The organism is Bacillus piscicola (genome assembly GCF_022458745.1).
In the GTDB taxonomy this organism is placed as follows: Bacteria; Bacillota; Bacilli; order Bacillales; family Marinococcaceae; genus Alteribacillus_A; species Alteribacillus_A piscicola.
Window position 1 is genome coordinate 459,906 of record NZ_JAJJJF010000001.1, and the last position, 18,382, is coordinate 478,287.

Sequence of the window (18,382 nt, forward strand, 5' to 3'; positions counted from 1 at the left end):
AAAAAGGGGAAAGAGAGATGAAAAAATTTCGTTTGATCACTGGTTTACTTATTATGACGTTGACTGCCGCTGCTTGCGGAACTGATGGCGGTGGTGAAGAGGCATCGGGTCAAGCATCGGGCAGTACTGACGGGAACAAAGAAAAAGAAGAAGTGCAAGCAGAAGAACTTACCATTGAACATGATCTTGGTGAAACGACAGTTGAGAAGAATCCTGAAGAAGTGGTTGTGTTTGACTTCGGAAGTCTGGATACGCTGGACACGTTAGGCGTCGATGTTACAGGGGTACCACAGGCTAACATCCCTACGTATCTCGAAAAATATGAAAGCGCTGATTATGAAAATGTCGGCGGGTTAAAAGAACCAGATTTTGAAAAAATTGCCGAAATTGATCCCGAGCTTATCATTATTTCCGGAAGACAGTCAGATGCGTATGATGAGTTTAGTAAAATTGCGCCAACTATTTTCTTGCAAGTTGACACAAAAGATTACATGAATTCCTTTGAAGAAAATGTGATGACATTAGCTGAAATATTTGAAAAAGAAGATGAAGCGGATGAAAAGCTAACAGAAGTAAAAGAGAAAGTAGCAGCGTTACAGGAAAAAACTTCTGACATGGAAGAAGAAGCTCTGATTATACTGGCAAGTGACGGTAAAGTTAGTGCTTATGGATCAGAGTCCCGCTTTGGCCTTATCCACGATGAATTTGGTTTCCCTGAATCTGACGAGAATATTGAGGCATCTATACATGGTCAAAGTGTTTCGTTTGAATATATCGCAGAGCAGAATCCAGACTACTTGTTTATCGTTGATCGTGGTGCTGTTGTCGGTGACGGCGGCTCTTCAGCAAAAGAAGTCGTTGAAAACGATTTAACAAAGAATACGGAAGCATATAAGAATGACAACTTCATTTACCTTGATCCAAACTACTGGTACCTGTCCGGTGGTGGCCTCCTCTCCGTTTCAGAAATGGTAGAAGAAGTGGAAGGCGCGTTGGAATAATAAAAGTTATAGATAAAAACACAGTCCCCTCGATAGGAACTGTGTTTTTATCTATTTAATAAAGATCCTTGTCAGTCACAGCGCCTTGCGCACTGGAAGAGACGAGCTTTGCATACTTTGCGAGTGCTCCTGTTTTATATCGAGGTTCAGGGGCTGTCCAGTTGCGGGCACGTTTATCAAGTTCTTCCTCTGAGACTTCAAAGTTAATTTCTTGGGTCTCGCTGTCAATGACCACCTTGTCGCCAGTTTGAAGCAGGCCGATCGGTCCACCGGCAGCAGCTTCCGGCGCGACGTGGCCGATGACAAAGCCATGTGAGCCTCCGGAGAAGCGGCCGTCGGTAATAAGGGCTACTTTTCCGCCAAGTCCTCGTCCGACGATCATGGCTGTAACAGAGAGCATTTCCGGCATTCCAGGTCCGCCTTTTGGACCGACATTACGGATAACGAGGACATCGCCTTCTTTAATCTCATTATCAGTAATGGCTTTCGTTGCTTCCTCTTCACTATTGTAAACTTTTGCTGTTCCTTCGAAGTGGCTGATTTTCTGTCCGGACATTTTTGCAACAGCTCCGTCTGGAGCCAAGTTGCCGCGCAGAACGACGAGTGGTCCGTTCGGCTTAATTGGATCGGATAGAGGTTTAATAATCTCTTGACCCTCTTTAAGGGGAGCCGCTTCTGCCAAGTTTTCCGCAAGAGTTTTGCCGGTGACGGTTAAACAATCCCCGTGGAGAAGTCCTTCTTCCAAGAGAATTTTCATAACGGCTGGCACACCGCCAATTTCATAAAGATCCTGCATGACATATTTTCCACTCGGCTTCAAGTCGGCAATATGCGGTACATGCTGGCGGACCCGCTCAAAATCGTCATAGCTGAGCTCTACTCCAGCTGAGTGTGCGATCGCTAACAGGTGTAAGAATGCATTGGTGGAACCACCTAATGCCATGACCACAGTAATCGCATTCTCAAAGGCCTTCTTCGTCATGATATCGCGTGGATAAATGTCTTTTTTCAGCAATTCAACGACCATTTCCCCCGCTTGTTTACACTCTTGTTCTTTATAGTCATATACCGCAGGAGTAGATGAGGAACCTGGGATACTCATCCCGAGCGCTTCCACAGCTGCTGCCATTGTATTTGCGGTGTACATTCCGCCGCAGGCACCGGCGCCAGGACACGCATGACATTCCACTTTGTGAAGCTCAGCATCGTTAATTTCGTCTTGCTGGTGCTGGCCGACCGCTTCAAAAGCGGACACAATATCAATATCTTCTCCATTTAACTTTCCCGGTTGAATGGTCCCCCCGTAAATAAATACAGACGGCAGATTAAGGCGCCCAATTGCAATCATACAACCTGGAGTTGTCTTATCACAGCCGCCGATGGCTACGACACCGTCAAGACGTTCTGCCCCGGTAACCGTTTCAATGGAATCAGCAATTACCTCACGGCTCGGCAACGAGTAACTCATGCCTTCATGTCCCATTGCAATACCATCTGAGACTGTAATGGTGTTGAAAATAAGAGGCGCTCCACCATTGTCTGATGCGCCGCTTTTCGCTTCACGCGCTAGCTTGTCGATATGTATGTTACACGGCGTTACTTCACTCCACGTACTTGCAATACCGATTTGCGGTTTTTTGAAATCTTCGTCCGAAAAACCAACTGCACGCAGCATGGCCCGGTTTGGAGTGCGGTTAGCACCTTCACTGATTACCTTGCTTCGGATTCGCAGATCTTTCTTGTTTTCATCCATTGCACTTCAACCCTCTCTAGAAAAGTTGTTACATTTTATCATATTTTCTGTACTATACCTCCTCTCATGATACTAGGATAATGACAATTCAGCAAACGTCGAGTGATAAAAATCCTGCTTGCTAAATGTTTAACTTTAGAAAAACTTGGCAAGAGTTACTAGTACAAGGAAAAGGAGGGTATCCAGAAATGGCTGAAAATTCATCAGATAACAAAATGACGCGTCGGCAATTCTTAAGAAACAGCGGTTACGTCGCTGGAGGAGTTGTGGGTGGAGGTCTTGTCGGAGGAATAGTCGGGAACCAAATGCAATCCGGCGGGGCGCCTACACAGGAAAAGCCGGGCGGCAAATCAGAGAAAACACCACAATTTGATCACGCCCTGATGTACTTCTCTCAAAAGGAAGATTTTGATGTTTTGTCCCAGGCAACAGAGTTGATATTTCCGGCGGATGAGCTCGGGCCAGGTGCTATTGAACTAGGTGTCCCTTATTACATTGATAAACAATTAGCGGGCGCATGGGGGCATAATGCAAAAGAGTACATGCAAGGACCTTTTTTTGAAGGGGAGCCAACCCAAGGATATCAATCCAGGTTACAGCGGCACGAAATTTTTTCGCAAGGCATTCGAAAAATGAAGGAGTATAGCCAGAAAAAATTCAACGCTCCTTTTCTAGACTTAGAAGAAGACCAGCAAATCGATATACTTACTGCCTTCGAAAAAGGAGATATCGAACTGGCCGGTGTACCGAATGAGCAGTTTTTTGCACTGCTTCGCGCTGCTACGTTAGAGGGTGCATATGCAGATCCCCTTTACGGTGGAAATCAGAACATGGAAGGCTGGAAAATGAAAGAATATCCCGGTAATAAGATGGCGTACCATGACGTGATTGATTCCGATAAATTTTATGATGAACCTCCAAGCAGTTTACATTCTCACATGGATAAGTAAATTACCAAGATAGGGAGTTGAGAACATGGCTGAGAAATTAGACAAAGTAGATGTGGTAACCGTTGGCGCAGGTTGGACAGGAGGCATTATTGCTGCCGAATGTGCGAAAGAAGGACTAAAGGTAGTCGGTCTGGAACGCGGGAAAGCACGTGGAACGGAAGACTATTACATGATTCATGACGAGCTGCGTTATGCGATTCGCTATGATTTAATGCAGGATGTGTCAAAGGAAACGATCACCTTTCGCAATGAATCAAAACAAAGAGCCCTCCCTATGAGACAGCTTGGTTCCTTTCTGCTTGGTGAAGGACTAGGTGGGGCAGGGGTCCACTGGAACGGCATGACCCATCGTTTTCTTCCTTATGATTTTGAAATACGGACGAAGACAATTGACAAATACGGGAAAAATAAAATAAAAAAAGACATGCTTATCGAAGACTGGGGCGTAACTTATGACGAGTTAGAGCCGTATTATGATCAATTCGAAAAAACTTGCGGAATCTCCGGGGAGGAAAATCCTCACGGCGGACCACGCAGTAATCCGTATCCTACTCCGCCAATGAAAAGTACTCCTATTACAGAGCGAGCTAGAAAAACAGCTGAAAATATGGGGCTGAAACCATTCGCAATTCCTTCGGCGAATTTATCTGAGAAATACGAAAACCCCGATGGCAAGACGATAAATGCTTGTCAATACTGTGCGTTTTGTGAACGGTTCGGCTGTGAATACGGTGCAAAATCAGACCCGACGATTACGGTAATTCCAACAGCGAAAGAAACAGGTAATTACGAGCTTCGCACTCATTCGAATGTAGTAGAAATCCTGCATGAAGGCGGAAAGGCAACAGGTGTCCGTTATGTGGATGTCCTGTCTGGAAAAGAATACATTCAGCCGGCGGAAGTAGTCGTATTAAGCAGTTACGTAATGAATAATTCGAAGCTGTTACTCGTCTCTAACCTCGGTACTCCTTATAATCCAGAAAAAGGTACAGGCCATGTCGGAAGAGGCTATTGTTATCAGATTAACGCAGGCTCCACTGGATTCTTTGAGGACGAGCAGTTTAATACTTTTATGGGAGCAGGTTCACTGGGTATTGCAGTTGATGATTTTAATGGTGATAACTTTGATCATGCGGGTCTCGACTTTATTCATGGTGGTGTGGGATCTGTGACTCAAACTGGAAAACGGCCGATCGCAACCAATCCAGTACCTCCGGGCACTCCAGCGTGGGGGAAAGAATTCAAACAAAAATCGATTCACTATTTCACGCGTAACCTTGGGATTGGTTTTCAAGGGGCATCGATGCCTTATCAATACAACTACTTAGACCTTGACCCGACTTATAAGGATGCATACGGAGTCCCTCTCTTGAGAATGACATACAATTTTACCGACCAGGACCGCCAGTTGCATAGTTATCTAAGCAAGCAGGCAACTAAATTTATCAAAGAGATGGGTGCGGATATTGCGACAGAGGCAGAAGAACTGGGAGATTACAACATCGTTCCTTACCAAACCACCCACAATGTCGGCGGAACACCAATGGGCGCAGACCCTGAGAACTCCACGGTTAATAATTATTCCCAAATGTGGGAAGCAGATAATGTTTTTGTTCTGGGCGCTTCAACATTTCGCCATAACAGCGGCTACAACCCAACTGGAACAGTAGGGGCGCTTGCTTACCGAGCCTCTGAGGGAATCATCCGTTACAGCAAGGAAGGCGGTTTACTTGTTTAACGGGGTTCCGCTCATCCGCTTATGCAAAAGCTAACCGTTGCGAGGAAAAGAGACAATTACAAAATTAAGGAGTGATTGGCATGTTTCCAGGAAATATTGGCGTTTCCGGACTGGTCATCATTTTAATTATCACCTTGATCATTTTTGGGCCTAAAAAACTACCAGAAATAGGCTCAGCTTTCGGTAAAACATTATCTGAGTTTAAAAAATCTGCAAATGACATCATGAGTGATAACTCGTCTTCCACGGAGAAAGCGGAGGGAGAAGAAAAAAAGAATAAGAAGGACGAAACGGTATAAAGAGAGGAGAGGTTGTCAATGGATGATCAACAGACTGCCATTGAACACTTAACGGAATTGCGTAAGGTCCTTCTCTCTTCCGTCATTTTCTTTATTATTTGTTTTGCGATAATGATTGCCGGTATTCAGCAAATCATTCCGTTTTTAACAAAGGACCAGGAACTTGTGATGCTTGGTCCTTTGGAAGTTGTCCGCTTTTACACCGGTGTTGCTGGCAGCCTCAGTATTGGACTGTCTGCACCATTTATTGGCTATCAAATATGGAAGTTTGTAAGACCTGCTCTTTCTGACAAAGAAAGCAGGACAGCTCTTCGCTTTATTCCTGCAATGTTTATAAGCTTCATTGCCGGGATAAGTTTTGGCTTTTTCGTCGTCTTTCCTTTTATTTATGGCTTTTTAATCAATTTGGGGAAAATAAATTTCGATATGATGATCACAACTAGAGAATATTTTTCTTTTCTATTAATGTCTACGATTCCTCTCGGATTTTTGTTTGAAGTACCCTTTGTGCTCATGTTCTTAACAGCGATTGGTATGGTCACACCAAGCCAATTAAAAAAGACGAGAAAATATGCCTACATCACCCTGGCTGTCATTTCTGCCCTTATTACGCCTCCTGATTTTGTGTCACAAATAATCGTGCTCATTCCTCTATTTGTTCTTTATGAAATTGGTCTTCTATTTTCAAAAAGGGTCTATAAGAAACAGGTAAAGAGAAAAGAAGAAGAGGCAGTCGTAACGGGATAAAAGGAAACGAGAATGATTATTGCTCACATAAAATGTTTTCAGAAGAACGAATGAGGGTATACAGATAGTATAGAAGTATATAGAAGGCGCCCTTCACGCACTATCATGACAGGGTGCCTCACTATTTTCTGGATAAAACATTAGATATATGATATAATTATTAAAATTCAGAATAATATAATCCAGATTAGCCCATATGATTGTAAAATACACGAAATAAGAAAAGGAGGGAACACAATGAAAAATCCTATGCTATGGACGTTTATTTGGATAACCGTTTTTGTGTTACTATTTTTCATGGGAACCGTCCAATTAGAGGGCGTCCAAAGCGCTGCCTTTCAGATGGTAGGGTTTGGCGGCATGATATTTGCTATGTTGTATGGACTTCTCATCACACAGCATTCCGAAGAAAAGGAACGAGAAAAAGAGAAATAAAACAGCTGCCTGGATATAGGTAGCTGTTTTTTGATTTTTAAAGAACTATTTACAATTTCATTTATTGTGCAATGAAAACACCGCTTCCTGAATTAGGAAGCGGTGTTGCTATTTATCTCTTTGTAATTCGGTTGGAGAAGTTTTGAAGGCGATCTTTGTTCGGAGTGATTGGCCGGATATCTTCACGATTAGCTAAGAATTCCGGGCGTGGTGTCTGCCCCGAGTATGGATCAGTCAGTTTATTGTTAATAGAGTTAAACACAAAGAAAACGTTGCTGCGCGGATAAGGCGATATGTTTCCTGCTGAACCGTGCATCGTGTTGCACTCAAAGAATAACACAGATCCTGCGGGTCCCGTTGCTCTGTCTATTCTGCCGCCTGCCTGGTCTACAAGCCAAGTCATACTGTTATTATCAGGAACCCCCGTTTCTTGCTTTTGAAGAGAAGATTTATAGTTGTTTTCCGGAGTTTCTCCCGGGCAGGAAATATACCACTTATGGGAACCAGGTATTAACATAAGCGGTCCGTTATATTCATAGTTATCAGTTAGGATGATCGAGCAGCTGACCGCACGCATGTTGGGCATGCCGTCTTCTGTATGCCAAGTTTCAAAGTCCGAATGCCAGTAAAACTCCTTACCTTTAAATCCTGGCTTGAAATTTATTCGAGACTGTGTAATGTAAACCTGGCTTCCTAAGATTTGCTGTGCTGCATTCACAATTCTTTCGTTTTTAGAAAGAGCTTGAAAGAAGCCGCTGTCTTTATGGATCTCAAAAACAGAGCGAATTTCATTACTCCCGGGTTCTTTAATGACATCATCAGCTTCACGGTCACGATTGAAGTCCATGGTGCGTTTTAATTCGCTTTTCATGATGGATACTTCATCGTCATTAAACAGCTTTTCAAACATAAGATAACCATTTTCTTCAAATTTCGTTAGTTCCTGCTCACTAAGCGGACCATCCGAGAATTCGGGATTGCGGTGGACCACAGGGTCTTGCCTCCTGAGGATTTTTGCCTGCTCACCTTGTCTAGAAGGATACAAATCGACTGCCATCACACCATCACTCCTTTTCAACTCACTTATTTAGTTATTGTGGCGAGTCCATCACTCCATTTCCCCGCCCATCTTCTAGATAAACATATTAAAATAAAATCAGCAAACTCGGGAAAGAATGAATACTTTGCAAGAGTCTCCGAGCAATGGCACTGCTGCTTGTTATCGATTTAAAGTGTTTTAAATATCTTTAAAGCTCTGTTTAACATCCTTTTTTGTCATGTTTGTCAGAAAACATCGTATTTTTCACAATAAAACGGAAAAGAGGAGGGGGAGAATGGCACGCTTCATTCGTAAAGCCGTAGTTCTTGGTTCTGGAGTGATGGGAGCCGGGATTGCGGCACATTTGGTGAACGCTGGTATCCCTGTTCTTTTATTAGACATTGTCCCTGAGAAGGTAACGCCTGCGGAACAAACACTGGGTTTAACTCTTCAGGACAAAGAAGTCCGCAATCGCTTGAGTGATTCAGCCAGGAAGCAATTGCTAAAGCAAAAACCAGCACCGCTTACATCAACGAAAAACCTTGTGCTGATTGAAACGGGTAATATGGAAGATGATCTTGAACGTTTAGAAGAAGCAGATTGGATTATCGAAGCAGTCGTGGAAAATGTAGCTGTCAAGAAGCACGTTTTAGGATTGGTAGACAAACATCGACATCCGACAGCGATAGTCAGTTCCAATACATCTGGAATTTCCATCCATGAAATGGTGAAAGGACGAACACAGTCTTTTCAAAGCCATTTTTTAGGGACCCATTTTTTTAACCCACCTCGTTATTTAAAGCTGCTTGAAATCATTCCTCACAGTGAAACAAAATCTTCAGTGCTTGAATGTATGGTGAAGTTCGCTGAAGACATACTCGGCAAAGAAGTCGTGCAGGCAAAGGACACACCAAACTTTATCAGCAATCGCATAGGGACATACGGCCTCTTAATAACGGTCCAGGAAATGTTAAAAAGAGGCTGGACCATAGGAGAAACAGATTCGGTAACAGGAGAAGTGATAGGACGACCCAAAAGTGCGACCTTTCGTACTCTTGATGTTGTCGGCTTGGATACGTTTCTTTACGTAGCAAAAAATGTGTACGAACAAGCAGATGATAAAGAAAGAGCGGTTTTTAAGCCACCTGTTTTTATGGAGGAGATGGCAGCCAGAGGATGGAATGGCAGCAAAGCGGGTCAGGGGTTTTATAAAAAACAGGCGGATAAAGAAGGAAATGTCATCTTAGAACTCAACCCTGATTCATTAACGTATGAACCTCGTAAACAAGTGAGTACGGCTGCGATAGAACAAGCAAAGCAGGCAAAAACGGTTGCGGAAAAATTAAACACATTGGTGTACGCCGACGATAAAGCAGGACAATTTGTCTGGAGCGTGTTAAAACCTGTGCTCTTGTACGCAGCTGAAAAAATGCCGGAGATCGCCAATAATATTACGGCTGTCGATGACGCTGTAAAGTGGGGTTTTGGCTGGGAAATGGGACCTTTTGAAACATGGGATTCCCTTGGAGTGAAAAAAGCGGCCGCCAAAATGAAAAAAGACGGGGAGACGTTGCCGGCGTGGGTAGAAGAGATGGTAGAAAAGGGTTTCGACTCGTTCTATAAGAACTCCCATACTTTTTATCATAAGGGCAAGTATCAAGAGAAAAAACAGAATCCTAAAGCGATTTCCGTAATAGCCGATCGTGATAGAACGAGCGTCATCTTTAAAAATGCCGGCGCTTCGTTAATAGACATCGGAGACGAAGTAGCTTACCTGGAGTTTCACTCGTCAAACAATTCGATCGGCCCCGATATCTTACACATGATAACGAAGTCTGTATCGGAAACTGAGAAGAATTATAAAGGACTGGTCATTGGGAGTACTGGCAAGAACTTTTGCGTGGGAGCAAACTTGCTGATGATCCTTATGGAAGCCCAGGACGACAACTTTTTTGAATTGGATATGGTTGTTCGGCAATTTCAAAAGACAACGGCTCAGATACGTTACGCCAAGCGTCCCATTGTAGCGGCGCCGCATGGGATGACACTCGGCGGAGGAGCGGAAGTATGCCTCGCGTCAACGAGTATCCAGGCTTCGTCAGAAACGTATATGGGGCTTGTGGAAACGGGCGTTGGCCTTATTCCGGGAGGCGGGGGGAATAAAGAATTGTATCTCCGTCACATAGAAGGGATCCCGGCAGACAGGAGTGTGGATTTACTTCAGGCGGCTAATCTAGTATTCGAGAAGATAGCTCTTGCAAACGTATCCAATTCAGCTGCGGAAGCAAAAGAGAATGGTTATCTCGGCGCAGCTGACAGTATTGTAAAAAATGAAGCACATAGGGTTTATCAAGCAAAACAAGAAGTTCTCAGCCTTGATAAAAAAGGATTTTCACCAAGACGGCGGGCAAAGATTCCCGTCGTTGGGGAAACAGGCTATGCTGTAATGAAGCTCGGCGCTAAAATGATGCAGTATGGCGGGATGGCAACAGATCACGATGTAAAAATAGCTGACAAACTTGCATTTGTGCTCGCTGGTGGAAGGGTATCACAAGGGACATTTGTTGACGAACAATATTTACTGGATTTAGAACGCGAAGCCTTCCTAAGTCTTATTGGAGAACCGAAAACACAGCAGCGCATTCAACATATGATCACAAAAGGAAAGCCATTGCGAAATTAACTGTATACAAAAGGAGGAAAAAATGAAGGAAGCAGTCATCATATCCGGGGCACGAACTCCAGTCGGAAAGGCCAAAAAAGGTACACTTGCGCATATGCGTCCGGACGACTTCGGAGCATTAACGATTAAAGAAACAGTACGGCGTGCAGGCGGCATGATGCCTGCACAAGTTGAAGATGTCGTGATCGGATGTGCAATGCCCGAGGCAGAACAGGGGATGAACATGGCAAGAAACATGGCGGCATTAGCTGGTCTGCCGCCCTCCGTTCCCGCTGTAACGATCAATCGGTATTGTGCATCTGGTCTGCAGAGTATTGCGTACGGGGCGGAACGTATCATGCTTGGGCATGCGAACGTTATGATTGCCGGCGGTGCGGAGTCGATGAGCCTCGTACCGATGGGCGGCCATGTTAAGGTGCCCAATCCTACTCTCGTCGATAAAGCGCCGGAGTACTATATGAGCATGGGGCACACAGCAGAGCAAGTTGCCAAAGAGTTCCATGTTTCCCGTGAAGACCAAGATGCATTTGCGGTGGAAAGTCAAAAAAAAGCTGCTACTGCCAAGAAGGAAGGAAAATTTAAAGAAGAGATCGTACCCGTGGAAGTGATAACACGTGCAGTCGATGAACAGAACAAATTAACAGAGAAGCGTGTGGTTTTTACAGAAGATGAAGGAGTGCGCCCGGAGACGACAATCGATGTATTACGTAAGTTAAAACCGTCTTTTCATCCAGAAGGAACCGTTACTGCGGGTAACTCCTCGCAAATGAGTGACGGAGCTGCTGCCGTAATGCTTATGGAGCGTACACAAGCAGAAAAAGCAGGACTGAAAGCCCTTGTTAAGTTTCGCTCCTTTGCTGTGGCCGGAGTTCGTCCGGAAGTAATGGGGATTGGCCCGGTGGAAGCAGTACCCAAAGCATTGAAATTGGCTGGTTTAAAGCTGTCTGATATTGGTTTGATTGAGTTAAACGAGGCTTTTGCTGCACAAGCGGTACAAGTGATTCGTTCCTTACGACTCGACCCTGAAAAGGTGAATGTAAACGGAGGTGCAGTGGCGCTTGGCCATCCGCTTGGCTGCACGGGTACGAAACTGACACTTACTCTCATACACGAGATGAAACGCAGAAATGAACGATTTGGCATGGTCACGATGTGCATGGGTGGCGGCATGGGGGCGGCTGGCATATTTGAGTTGGTATAATTTAGGAGGGATGAGAGATGAGCGGCACACTGCATGCCAGTAAGAGAGGCGGCGGTTTTCTCTTAGAAAATGTTCGGCCGGAACAGGTTTTCACCCCGGAAGATTTTACGGAAGAACACAAAATGATCGCAAAAACAACCGAAGATTTCGTAGTGGGAGAAGTGGTGCCACAAATAGAAAAAATAGAGAATCAGGAATTTGACGTCTCACGGCATTTGCTTTTCCAGGCAGGGGAATTAGGGCTTTTAGGCACAGATGTACCAGAAAAATATAGTGGGCTCGGACTTGATAAGATCAGTTCTACACTCATTACCGAGAAGTTTTCGCGAGCGGGGGCATTTTCACTGAGTCACGGAGCGCACGTAGGAATAGGATCCCTTCCAATCGTTTTCTTTGGGAATGAGATGCAGAAGAAAAAATACCTTCCTGCTTTAGCAATAGGTGAAAAAATCGCAGCCTATGCCCTAACGGAACCAAGCTCAGGATCTGATGCGCTGGGAGCAAAAACGACAGCTGTCTTAAATGAGGAGGGGACTCATTACATTTTAAATGGAGAAAAACAATGGATTACAAACTCCGCATTTGCTGATGTGTTTATCGTCTATGCCAAAATAGATGGAGAACATTTTTCGGCGTTTATCGTGGAACGTGAATGTGAAGGAGTCACTACGGGCGCGGAAGAATTGAAAATGGGCATTAAAGGCTCGTCGACCCGGACTCTTCTTTTAGATCAAGCAAAAGTACCGAAAGAAAACCTGTTAGGAGAGGCAGGAAGGGGTCACATCATTGCTTTTAACATATTGAATATTGGCAGGTATAAACTCGGGGCAGGCTGTGTTGGGGCTTCAAAACGTGCACTTGAACTGGCTGCAGCCTATGCGACAGAACGTAAGCAGTTTCGGACAGAGATAGGTCAGTTTCCCGCTATTCAGGAGAAATTAGGAACGATGACAGCGGTAATATTCGCACTTGAAAGTTCTGTTTACCGAACGGGAGGTCTGTTTGAAGAGAAGCTCGGCATATTGACAGAAAGAGAACAGGAAGATGGCAGTAAAGTGGCAGCAGCAATTGCGGAATATGCGGTAGAATGCTCTTTAAATAAAGTTGCCGGATCGGAAATATTAGACTTTGTTGCAGATGAGGCCGTTCAGATTTTTGGTGGATACGGGTATATGTCTGAATATGAAATAGAAACAATTTACCGAGATTCCCGAATTAATCGCATTTTTGAAGGGACGAATGAAATTAATAGGCTGTTAATACCAGATACGATCATGAAAAAAGCGATGAAAAATGAACTGCCGTTTTTAGAGAAGGCTAAAGCTTTGCAGCAGGAACTACTGAATATGATGCCAGAAGAACGTGAGGAGAAAACATTAGCACAAGAGAATGCTCTCCTTCAAAACGCAAAAAAAGTATTTTTGTTTATCGCTGGAAACAGCGTGCAGAAATACGGAAGTTCCTTGGAAAAAGAACAAGAATTATTAATGAAATTAGCTAATATTGTAAACGACGTGTATATGATGGAATCTGCCCTGATTCGTACAGAGAAAGCGGTAGCAAAAAACGGAGAGACGAAAGAACAAATAAAACTGCTGTGCACGCGTGTCTACTGCCAAGAAGCAATGAACCGTACGGAAGCGGCAGCCAAAGAGTCATTAGTCCACATGGAAGAAGGGGATACATTAAGGACAATGTTAGGAATGCTGCGTAAACTCACCCGACACACGCCAACAGACGTCATACAATTGAAGCGGCAGATCGCATCCCGAGTTTTGCATAGAAAAGGGTACCCAATTTAAGCAATAAGGGGAGTTCTAGAAAAATAAAACTGGAACTCCTCTTAAAAATTGTTAGGATGGTAATCATTTGATAACATAAAGAACAGTTACATAAGAAGGGATTTCATGCGTGGAGGGAGAAGAGACTACTGTGGAGCTAACTTACTATGGCTATTCCCGCTGTGGAACGTGCCGAAAAGCAAAAAAGTGGCTGGATGATCAGGAAATCGCTTATAATGAAAGCGACATCGTAACAAGTCCTCCGAGCCGGGAAGAATTGGAACAGCTTTGGAAAAAGAGCGGTCTTGAGCTAAGAAAATTCTTCAACACAAGCGGTAAAAAATATCGTGAGCTTGGCTTGAAAGATAAAGTGAAGACCGCCACAGCCGATGAGCTTCTCGATATTCTTGCAACGGACGGCATGCTGATCAAACGTCCATTGATCACAAACGGAGAACAAGTGACAGTTGGGTTTAAGGAAGACCAATTTGAGGAAACATGGAAATAGTCTTTGCTTCTTTAGATTGGTACTGAATTCTGAAATGGAGGGTGAAAAGATGAATTTACCAAAGGATTTGAAGTATTCAGAAGAACATGAATGGGTGAAAACAGAAGGCGAGAAAGTACGAATCGGCATTACTGATTTTGCTCAGTCGGAGCTTGGTGATATTGTTTTTGTAGAGTTGCCTGAAGTCGGTGATGAAATAGAAGCAGATGAACCATTCGGCAGCGTAGAGTCTGTCAAGACCGTTTCTGAACTATATGCTCCGCTCAGCGGGAAAGTTGTTGAAGTGAATGAAGAACTGGATGACTCTCCCGAATTTGTGAACGAATCACCGTACGACAAAGCTTGGATGATTGTGGTCGAACCTTCAAATGAAGAGGAAATCGATGAATTAATGTCTGCAGATGAATATGAAGAGATGGTCAGCGAAGATTAATACATAGAGACCGTATGATATAAATACGCGCTCTGAAGAAGAAAGAGGGAGCAGTCCGGATGACATCCGGGCTGCTTTTTTAACGCACCTCCGAAAGAAGTCTCCCTCTTCAAGCGTGTGAAGGGCAAAGCCCAACGGTAAGGGGGAGATGAATTTCGGTTGGGCGACAGCCCAAAGGCTTTTTTCTTTTGTCTTTTTTCTCAAAATGTTATAATCAGTCTTATAAAATATAAGGATTGATATGATAATGAAATTAGACAGTAATAACCATTCAGTATTCTTAATGTATTACCATCTTGTGCTAGTCGTGAAGTATCGAAGAAAAGTAATAGATGATACGATTTCGGATTATGCTAAAGATAAATTTGTGTCATTGAGTGCAAAATATAATATCACATTAGTCGAATGGAACCACGATATTGACCATGTTCATATTTTGTTCAAAGCACAACCTAACAGTGAATTATCGAAATTCATTAACGCCTATAAAAGTGCCAGTTCAAGACTTATCAAAAAGGACTTTCCTCATGTTCGTGAAAAGTTATGGAAAGAAATGTTTTGGTCAAGAAGTTTTTGTTTGTTGACCACTGGTGGTTCACCTATTGAAATGGTGAAAAAATACATTGAAAATCAAAGGATAAAGTGAGGTGATTTGATATGACCAAACAAAACAAAGCGTATAAGTTCCGATTATATCCAACGGATGAACAAGCTTTGATTGTACGAAAAACTTTCGGTTGTGTTCGCTTTGTCTACAATAAAATGTTAGCAGAACGAAAAGAAACGTATGAAAGTCTAAAAGATGATAAAGAAGCATTGAAAAAGGTAAAACATCCTACTCCTGCTAAATATAAAAAGGAATTTGAATGGCTAAAGGAAGTGGACTCGTTAGCGTTGGCAAACACGCAACTAAACTTAGATAAGGCATATAAAGCCTTTTTCAAGGGAAATGCTAAATTTCCAAAATTCAAAAGTAAGCGACACAAACAAAGCTACACAACCAATGTTGTTAATGGGAACATTCAATTGTTGAATGGTCATATCAAATTACCTAAATTAAAATGGGTAAAAATCAAGCAACATAGAGAGATACCTTTGAAACACAAAATCAAATCTTGTACTCTATCTATGACTTCATCAGGAAAATACTATATCTCTATTCTGACTGAGTACGAGATGGAGATTAAAAGCAAGGAAATCGAAAAAGTAGTTGGATTAGATTTTGCGATGGATGGGTTGTTTGTCGATAGTGAAGGTGAGAAAGCCAATTACCCTAAATTTTATCGACAAATGCTTGAGAAATTAGCAAAAGAACAACGTAAACTTTCTCGTAAAAAGAAAGGTTCTTCAAATTGGAATAAACAACGTATTCGAGTAGCTAAAATTCAAGAGAAAACCGCTAATCAACGCAAGAATTTCCTTCACCATAAATCAAAAGAATTAGTAACGAATTATGATGCGGTTGTCATTGAAGATTTGGATATGAAAGGTATGTCGCAAGCACTTAAATTCGGTAAAAGCGTAGCTGACAATGGATGGGGAATGTTCACTTCTTTCTTGCAGTACAAACTAAAAGAACAAGGGAAACAATTTATCAAAATAGATAAATGGTTCCCCTCTACAAAGACTTGTTCTAAGTGTGGTTCAGTAAAAGAAATCAAATTATCTGAACGCATTTATCAATGTGATTGCGGACTAAACCTTGATAGGGATTACAATTCAGCACTTAATATCAAGAAAGAAGGTATTCGCTTATTAGCAAGTGCCTAAAAAATATAAACTCTTGGAACAAGAGGGTTAGCTTGGTCAATTTCGTCAGCTACCAAAAGTGACGATTACCCAAGAAGCCCCCACTTCAAGCAACCCGAAGGGTGGTAAGTGGTGGGAGTAGTTCACTGTCTCTTCGTTGTCCGTCTTTCTTTATTGAATGAGAACACAACGATTTTCACATACTAAGCGGGCAAAGGAGGGAGTATGATGTCTGAAGATAAAAGTAATGAATCCTCATTTGTCCAGCAAGCTCTAAAAGAATATAAAGAGGGATTACAGCAGTTTTCAGAAAAAATACCGCACCTTGCCCGCAAATACAACGCCTTTACAGAGGCTTGTTTTGCAAAAGGGGTTTTGTCACAGAAGGATAAACAATTAATTGCCTTGGGGATCAGTATATTTTCACAAGACGAATACTGTATTATTTACCACACAAAAGGTTGTCTGGACCAAGATTGTTCAGAAAAGGAAATCTTGGAGGCGATAGGAGTAGCAGCGGCATTTGGCGGTGGTGCAGCTATGAGTCAAGCGGTGACTCTCGTTCAAGAAGCGCTAACGGAACTGCAGGAAGAAAAAGAAGCTGTCACAACTTAGGTAGAGATGAGAAGGATATGGAAGCATTTATAAATAAGATGAAATGTACAATAATCCATCCTTTCTAAGTCCAAATAATAAAAAAAAATCGTCACATACGCTTTTTGTGCATGCAAAGCTGACGTGGTATATTTAGTTATGTGTTCGACACACAGAAAGGATGGATTTGTTATCCACGCAATTAAAAATAATCCTCATACGGATTCTATGGAAAAGGCAATGCATCAATCTCACGGATTTGGATATGCCGAGTACAATAACAGTTTAACGAAACGGATTAAAGTTGAGCAATCGAGAGAAACCGAATACAAACAATGCCGGCGCCTGACAGCTCAGTTTCAGAATAAGTAGGCTTTTTTCTAAAGAGTGTGTTAAAAAACAATTAAAGAGAACGAGGGGAACCGCTCCAAAAACTTTTCTTTGGGGTGGTTCCCTTTTCTTATTTATCCAATTCCACTATCATTGGATAAAGAGTACAATCTTACTTTTATTAAAGAGCTAACTAGGCCAGAATATAAGGAACAAACCCATCTCTTGAAGTTTATCTGGATTTGTTATAAGATTGTAATGAGAATAAATTGAGAATAGAAAGGTATCTCATTCCTTTCAATAATAAATGGAGGTTGTTTACATGGCAGCGTCAACACTTAAGATTGAGAATCTTCATGTAGAAATTGATGGATCAGAAATAATTAAAGATTTTAACCTAGAAATAAAAGGCGGGGAAGTTCACGCCATCATGGGACCGAACGGGACTGGTAAATCGACACTTGCTTCCGCTATTATGGGGCATCCACGGTATGATATCACGGCCGGTAAAGTGTTACTGGACGGAGAGAACATTCTTGAAATGGACGTGGACGAGCGTGCTCGTGCCGGACTGTTTCTTGCGATGCAATACCCAAGCGAAATCAGCGGGGTCACAAACTCTGACTTTATGCGTTCCGCGATTAATGCAAAACGCGGTGAAGGTAATGAAATTTCCTTAATGAAATTTATCCGTAAGATGGATAAAGAAATGGAAAAGCTGGAAATGGATCAGTCGTTCTCTCAACGTTACTTGAATGAAGGATTTTCAGGTGGTGAGAAAAAGCGTAATGAAATTCTCCAGTTGCTTATGTTGGAACCTAAATTTGCTATTTTAGACGAAATTGACTCTGGCCTGGATATTGATGCGTTAAAAGTAGTTGCGGAAGGCATTAATCAAATGAGAAGTCCTGATTTTGGCTGTATGGTGATTACACACTACCAACGTTTGCTTAACTATATTACACCAGATAAAGTCCATGTCATCATGCAAGGACGTATTGTGAAGTCCGGGGGTGCTGAACTTGCCCAGCGTCTGGAAGCAGAAGGATATGACTGGATCAAAGAGGAACTTGGTATTGAAAATGAAAAAGTCGGAGAGCAAGAACAAAACGCATAAATAGAGAAAGGAGGCTGTAAGTGA

At 42.7% G+C, this 18,382-nt stretch carries 18 protein-coding genes; 16 read left to right on the forward strand and 2 right to left on the reverse strand.

Translation table 11 applies throughout. The features are described from left to right. Positions 1 to 17: 17 nt before the first annotated feature. Positions 18 to 1,001, forward strand: a complete 984-nt coding sequence (locus LOR49_RS02175; protein ID WP_240374464.1) for a siderophore ABC transporter substrate-binding protein — start codon at positions 18 to 20, stop codon at positions 999 to 1,001. A 55-nt stretch (positions 1,002 to 1,056) separates the two neighbouring features. Here the strand turns inward: LOR49_RS02175 and ilvD are convergent, their stop codons facing one another. Then, positions 1,057 to 2,754: a dihydroxy-acid dehydratase gene (gene ilvD / locus LOR49_RS02180; protein ID WP_240374465.1), complete on the reverse strand. Its 1,698-nt coding sequence runs from the start codon at positions 2,752 to 2,754 to the stop codon at positions 1,057 to 1,059. 188 nt (positions 2,755 to 2,942) lie between these two features. Between ilvD and LOR49_RS02185 the strand changes: the two genes are divergently transcribed. From LOR49_RS02185 to LOR49_RS02205, 5 genes are all read left to right on the forward strand, one after another. Next, positions 2,943 to 3,704: a gluconate 2-dehydrogenase subunit 3 family protein gene (locus LOR49_RS02185; RefSeq protein ID WP_240374466.1), complete on the forward strand. Its 762-nt coding sequence runs from the start codon at positions 2,943 to 2,945 to the stop codon at positions 3,702 to 3,704. Between the two features lie 25 nt (positions 3,705 to 3,729). Next, positions 3,730 to 5,442, forward strand: a complete 1,713-nt coding sequence (locus LOR49_RS02190; RefSeq protein ID WP_240374467.1) for a GMC family oxidoreductase — start codon at positions 3,730 to 3,732, stop codon at positions 5,440 to 5,442. A gap of 80 nt (positions 5,443 to 5,522) precedes the next feature. Further along, positions 5,523 to 5,741, forward strand: coding sequence for a twin-arginine translocase TatA/TatE family subunit (gene tatA / locus LOR49_RS02195; protein WP_240374468.1), 219 nt, complete (start codon positions 5,523 to 5,525; stop codon positions 5,739 to 5,741). An 18-nt stretch (positions 5,742 to 5,759) separates the two neighbouring features. Beyond that, a complete protein-coding gene (gene tatC, locus LOR49_RS02200) occupies positions 5,760 to 6,488 on the forward strand; it encodes a twin-arginine translocase subunit TatC (RefSeq protein ID WP_240374469.1) in 729 nt (242 codons plus the stop codon). Between the two features lie 237 nt (positions 6,489 to 6,725). Beyond that, positions 6,726 to 6,923, forward strand: a complete 198-nt coding sequence (locus tag LOR49_RS02205; protein ID WP_240374470.1) for a hypothetical protein — start codon at positions 6,726 to 6,728, stop codon at positions 6,921 to 6,923. Between the two features lie 112 nt (positions 6,924 to 7,035). On the opposite strand, the gene thpD is transcribed toward LOR49_RS02205, so the two are convergent. Then, the gene (gene thpD / locus LOR49_RS02210; protein ID WP_240374471.1) at positions 7,036 to 7,980 is read right to left on the reverse strand and encodes an ectoine hydroxylase; all 945 of its coding nucleotides are present in this window, start codon (positions 7,978 to 7,980) and stop codon (positions 7,036 to 7,038) included. A gap of 277 nt (positions 7,981 to 8,257) precedes the next feature. Between thpD and LOR49_RS02215 the strand changes: the two genes are divergently transcribed. The 10 genes from LOR49_RS02215 (at position 8,258) to sufC (ending at position 18,358) form a co-directional block, all read left to right on the forward strand. Then, the gene (locus tag LOR49_RS02215) at positions 8,258 to 10,645 is read left to right on the forward strand and encodes a 3-hydroxyacyl-CoA dehydrogenase/enoyl-CoA hydratase family protein (protein WP_240374472.1); all 2,388 of its coding nucleotides are present in this window, start codon (positions 8,258 to 8,260) and stop codon (positions 10,643 to 10,645) included. 22 nt (positions 10,646 to 10,667) lie between these two features. Next, on the forward strand, positions 10,668 to 11,846 hold the full coding sequence (locus LOR49_RS02220; protein WP_240374473.1) for an acetyl-CoA C-acetyltransferase: 1,179 nt from the start codon (positions 10,668 to 10,670) through the stop codon (positions 11,844 to 11,846). Positions 11,847 to 11,863: 17 nt separating this feature from the next. After that, entirely contained in the window at positions 11,864 to 13,648 is a 1,785-nt protein-coding gene (locus LOR49_RS02225; RefSeq protein WP_240374474.1) for an acyl-CoA dehydrogenase family protein, read from the forward strand. A gap of 130 nt (positions 13,649 to 13,778) precedes the next feature. Further along, positions 13,779 to 14,135: an arsenate reductase family protein gene (locus LOR49_RS02230; RefSeq protein ID WP_240374966.1), complete on the forward strand. Its 357-nt coding sequence runs from the start codon at positions 13,779 to 13,781 to the stop codon at positions 14,133 to 14,135. Between the two features lie 49 nt (positions 14,136 to 14,184). Beyond that, entirely contained in the window at positions 14,185 to 14,568 is a 384-nt protein-coding gene (gene gcvH / locus LOR49_RS02235; RefSeq protein WP_240374475.1) for a glycine cleavage system protein GcvH, read from the forward strand. A 247-nt stretch (positions 14,569 to 14,815) separates the two neighbouring features. Continuing rightward, entirely contained in the window at positions 14,816 to 15,214 is a 399-nt protein-coding gene (gene tnpA, locus LOR49_RS02240; protein ID WP_240374476.1) for an IS200/IS605 family transposase, read from the forward strand. Positions 15,215 to 15,225: 11 nt separating this feature from the next. Next, complete coding sequence (locus LOR49_RS02245) at positions 15,226 to 16,338, forward strand: transposase (protein ID WP_240374477.1); 1,113 nt, start codon at positions 15,226 to 15,228, stop codon at positions 16,336 to 16,338. Between the two features lie 207 nt (positions 16,339 to 16,545). After that, positions 16,546 to 16,932 carry a carboxymuconolactone decarboxylase family protein gene (locus tag LOR49_RS02250; RefSeq protein WP_240374478.1) on the forward strand — a complete coding sequence of 129 codons (387 nt, stop codon included), beginning with the start codon at positions 16,546 to 16,548 and terminating at the stop codon, positions 16,930 to 16,932. A gap of 219 nt (positions 16,933 to 17,151) precedes the next feature. Next, positions 17,152 to 17,283 carry a YuzK family famiily protein gene (locus LOR49_RS17800; RefSeq protein WP_476693200.1) on the forward strand — a complete coding sequence of 44 codons (132 nt, stop codon included), beginning with the start codon at positions 17,152 to 17,154 and terminating at the stop codon, positions 17,281 to 17,283. Between the two features lie 280 nt (positions 17,284 to 17,563). After that, on the forward strand, positions 17,564 to 18,358 hold the full coding sequence (sufC, locus tag LOR49_RS02255; RefSeq protein ID WP_240374479.1) for a Fe-S cluster assembly ATPase SufC: 795 nt from the start codon (positions 17,564 to 17,566) through the stop codon (positions 18,356 to 18,358). Positions 18,359 to 18,382 lie beyond the last annotated feature (24 nt).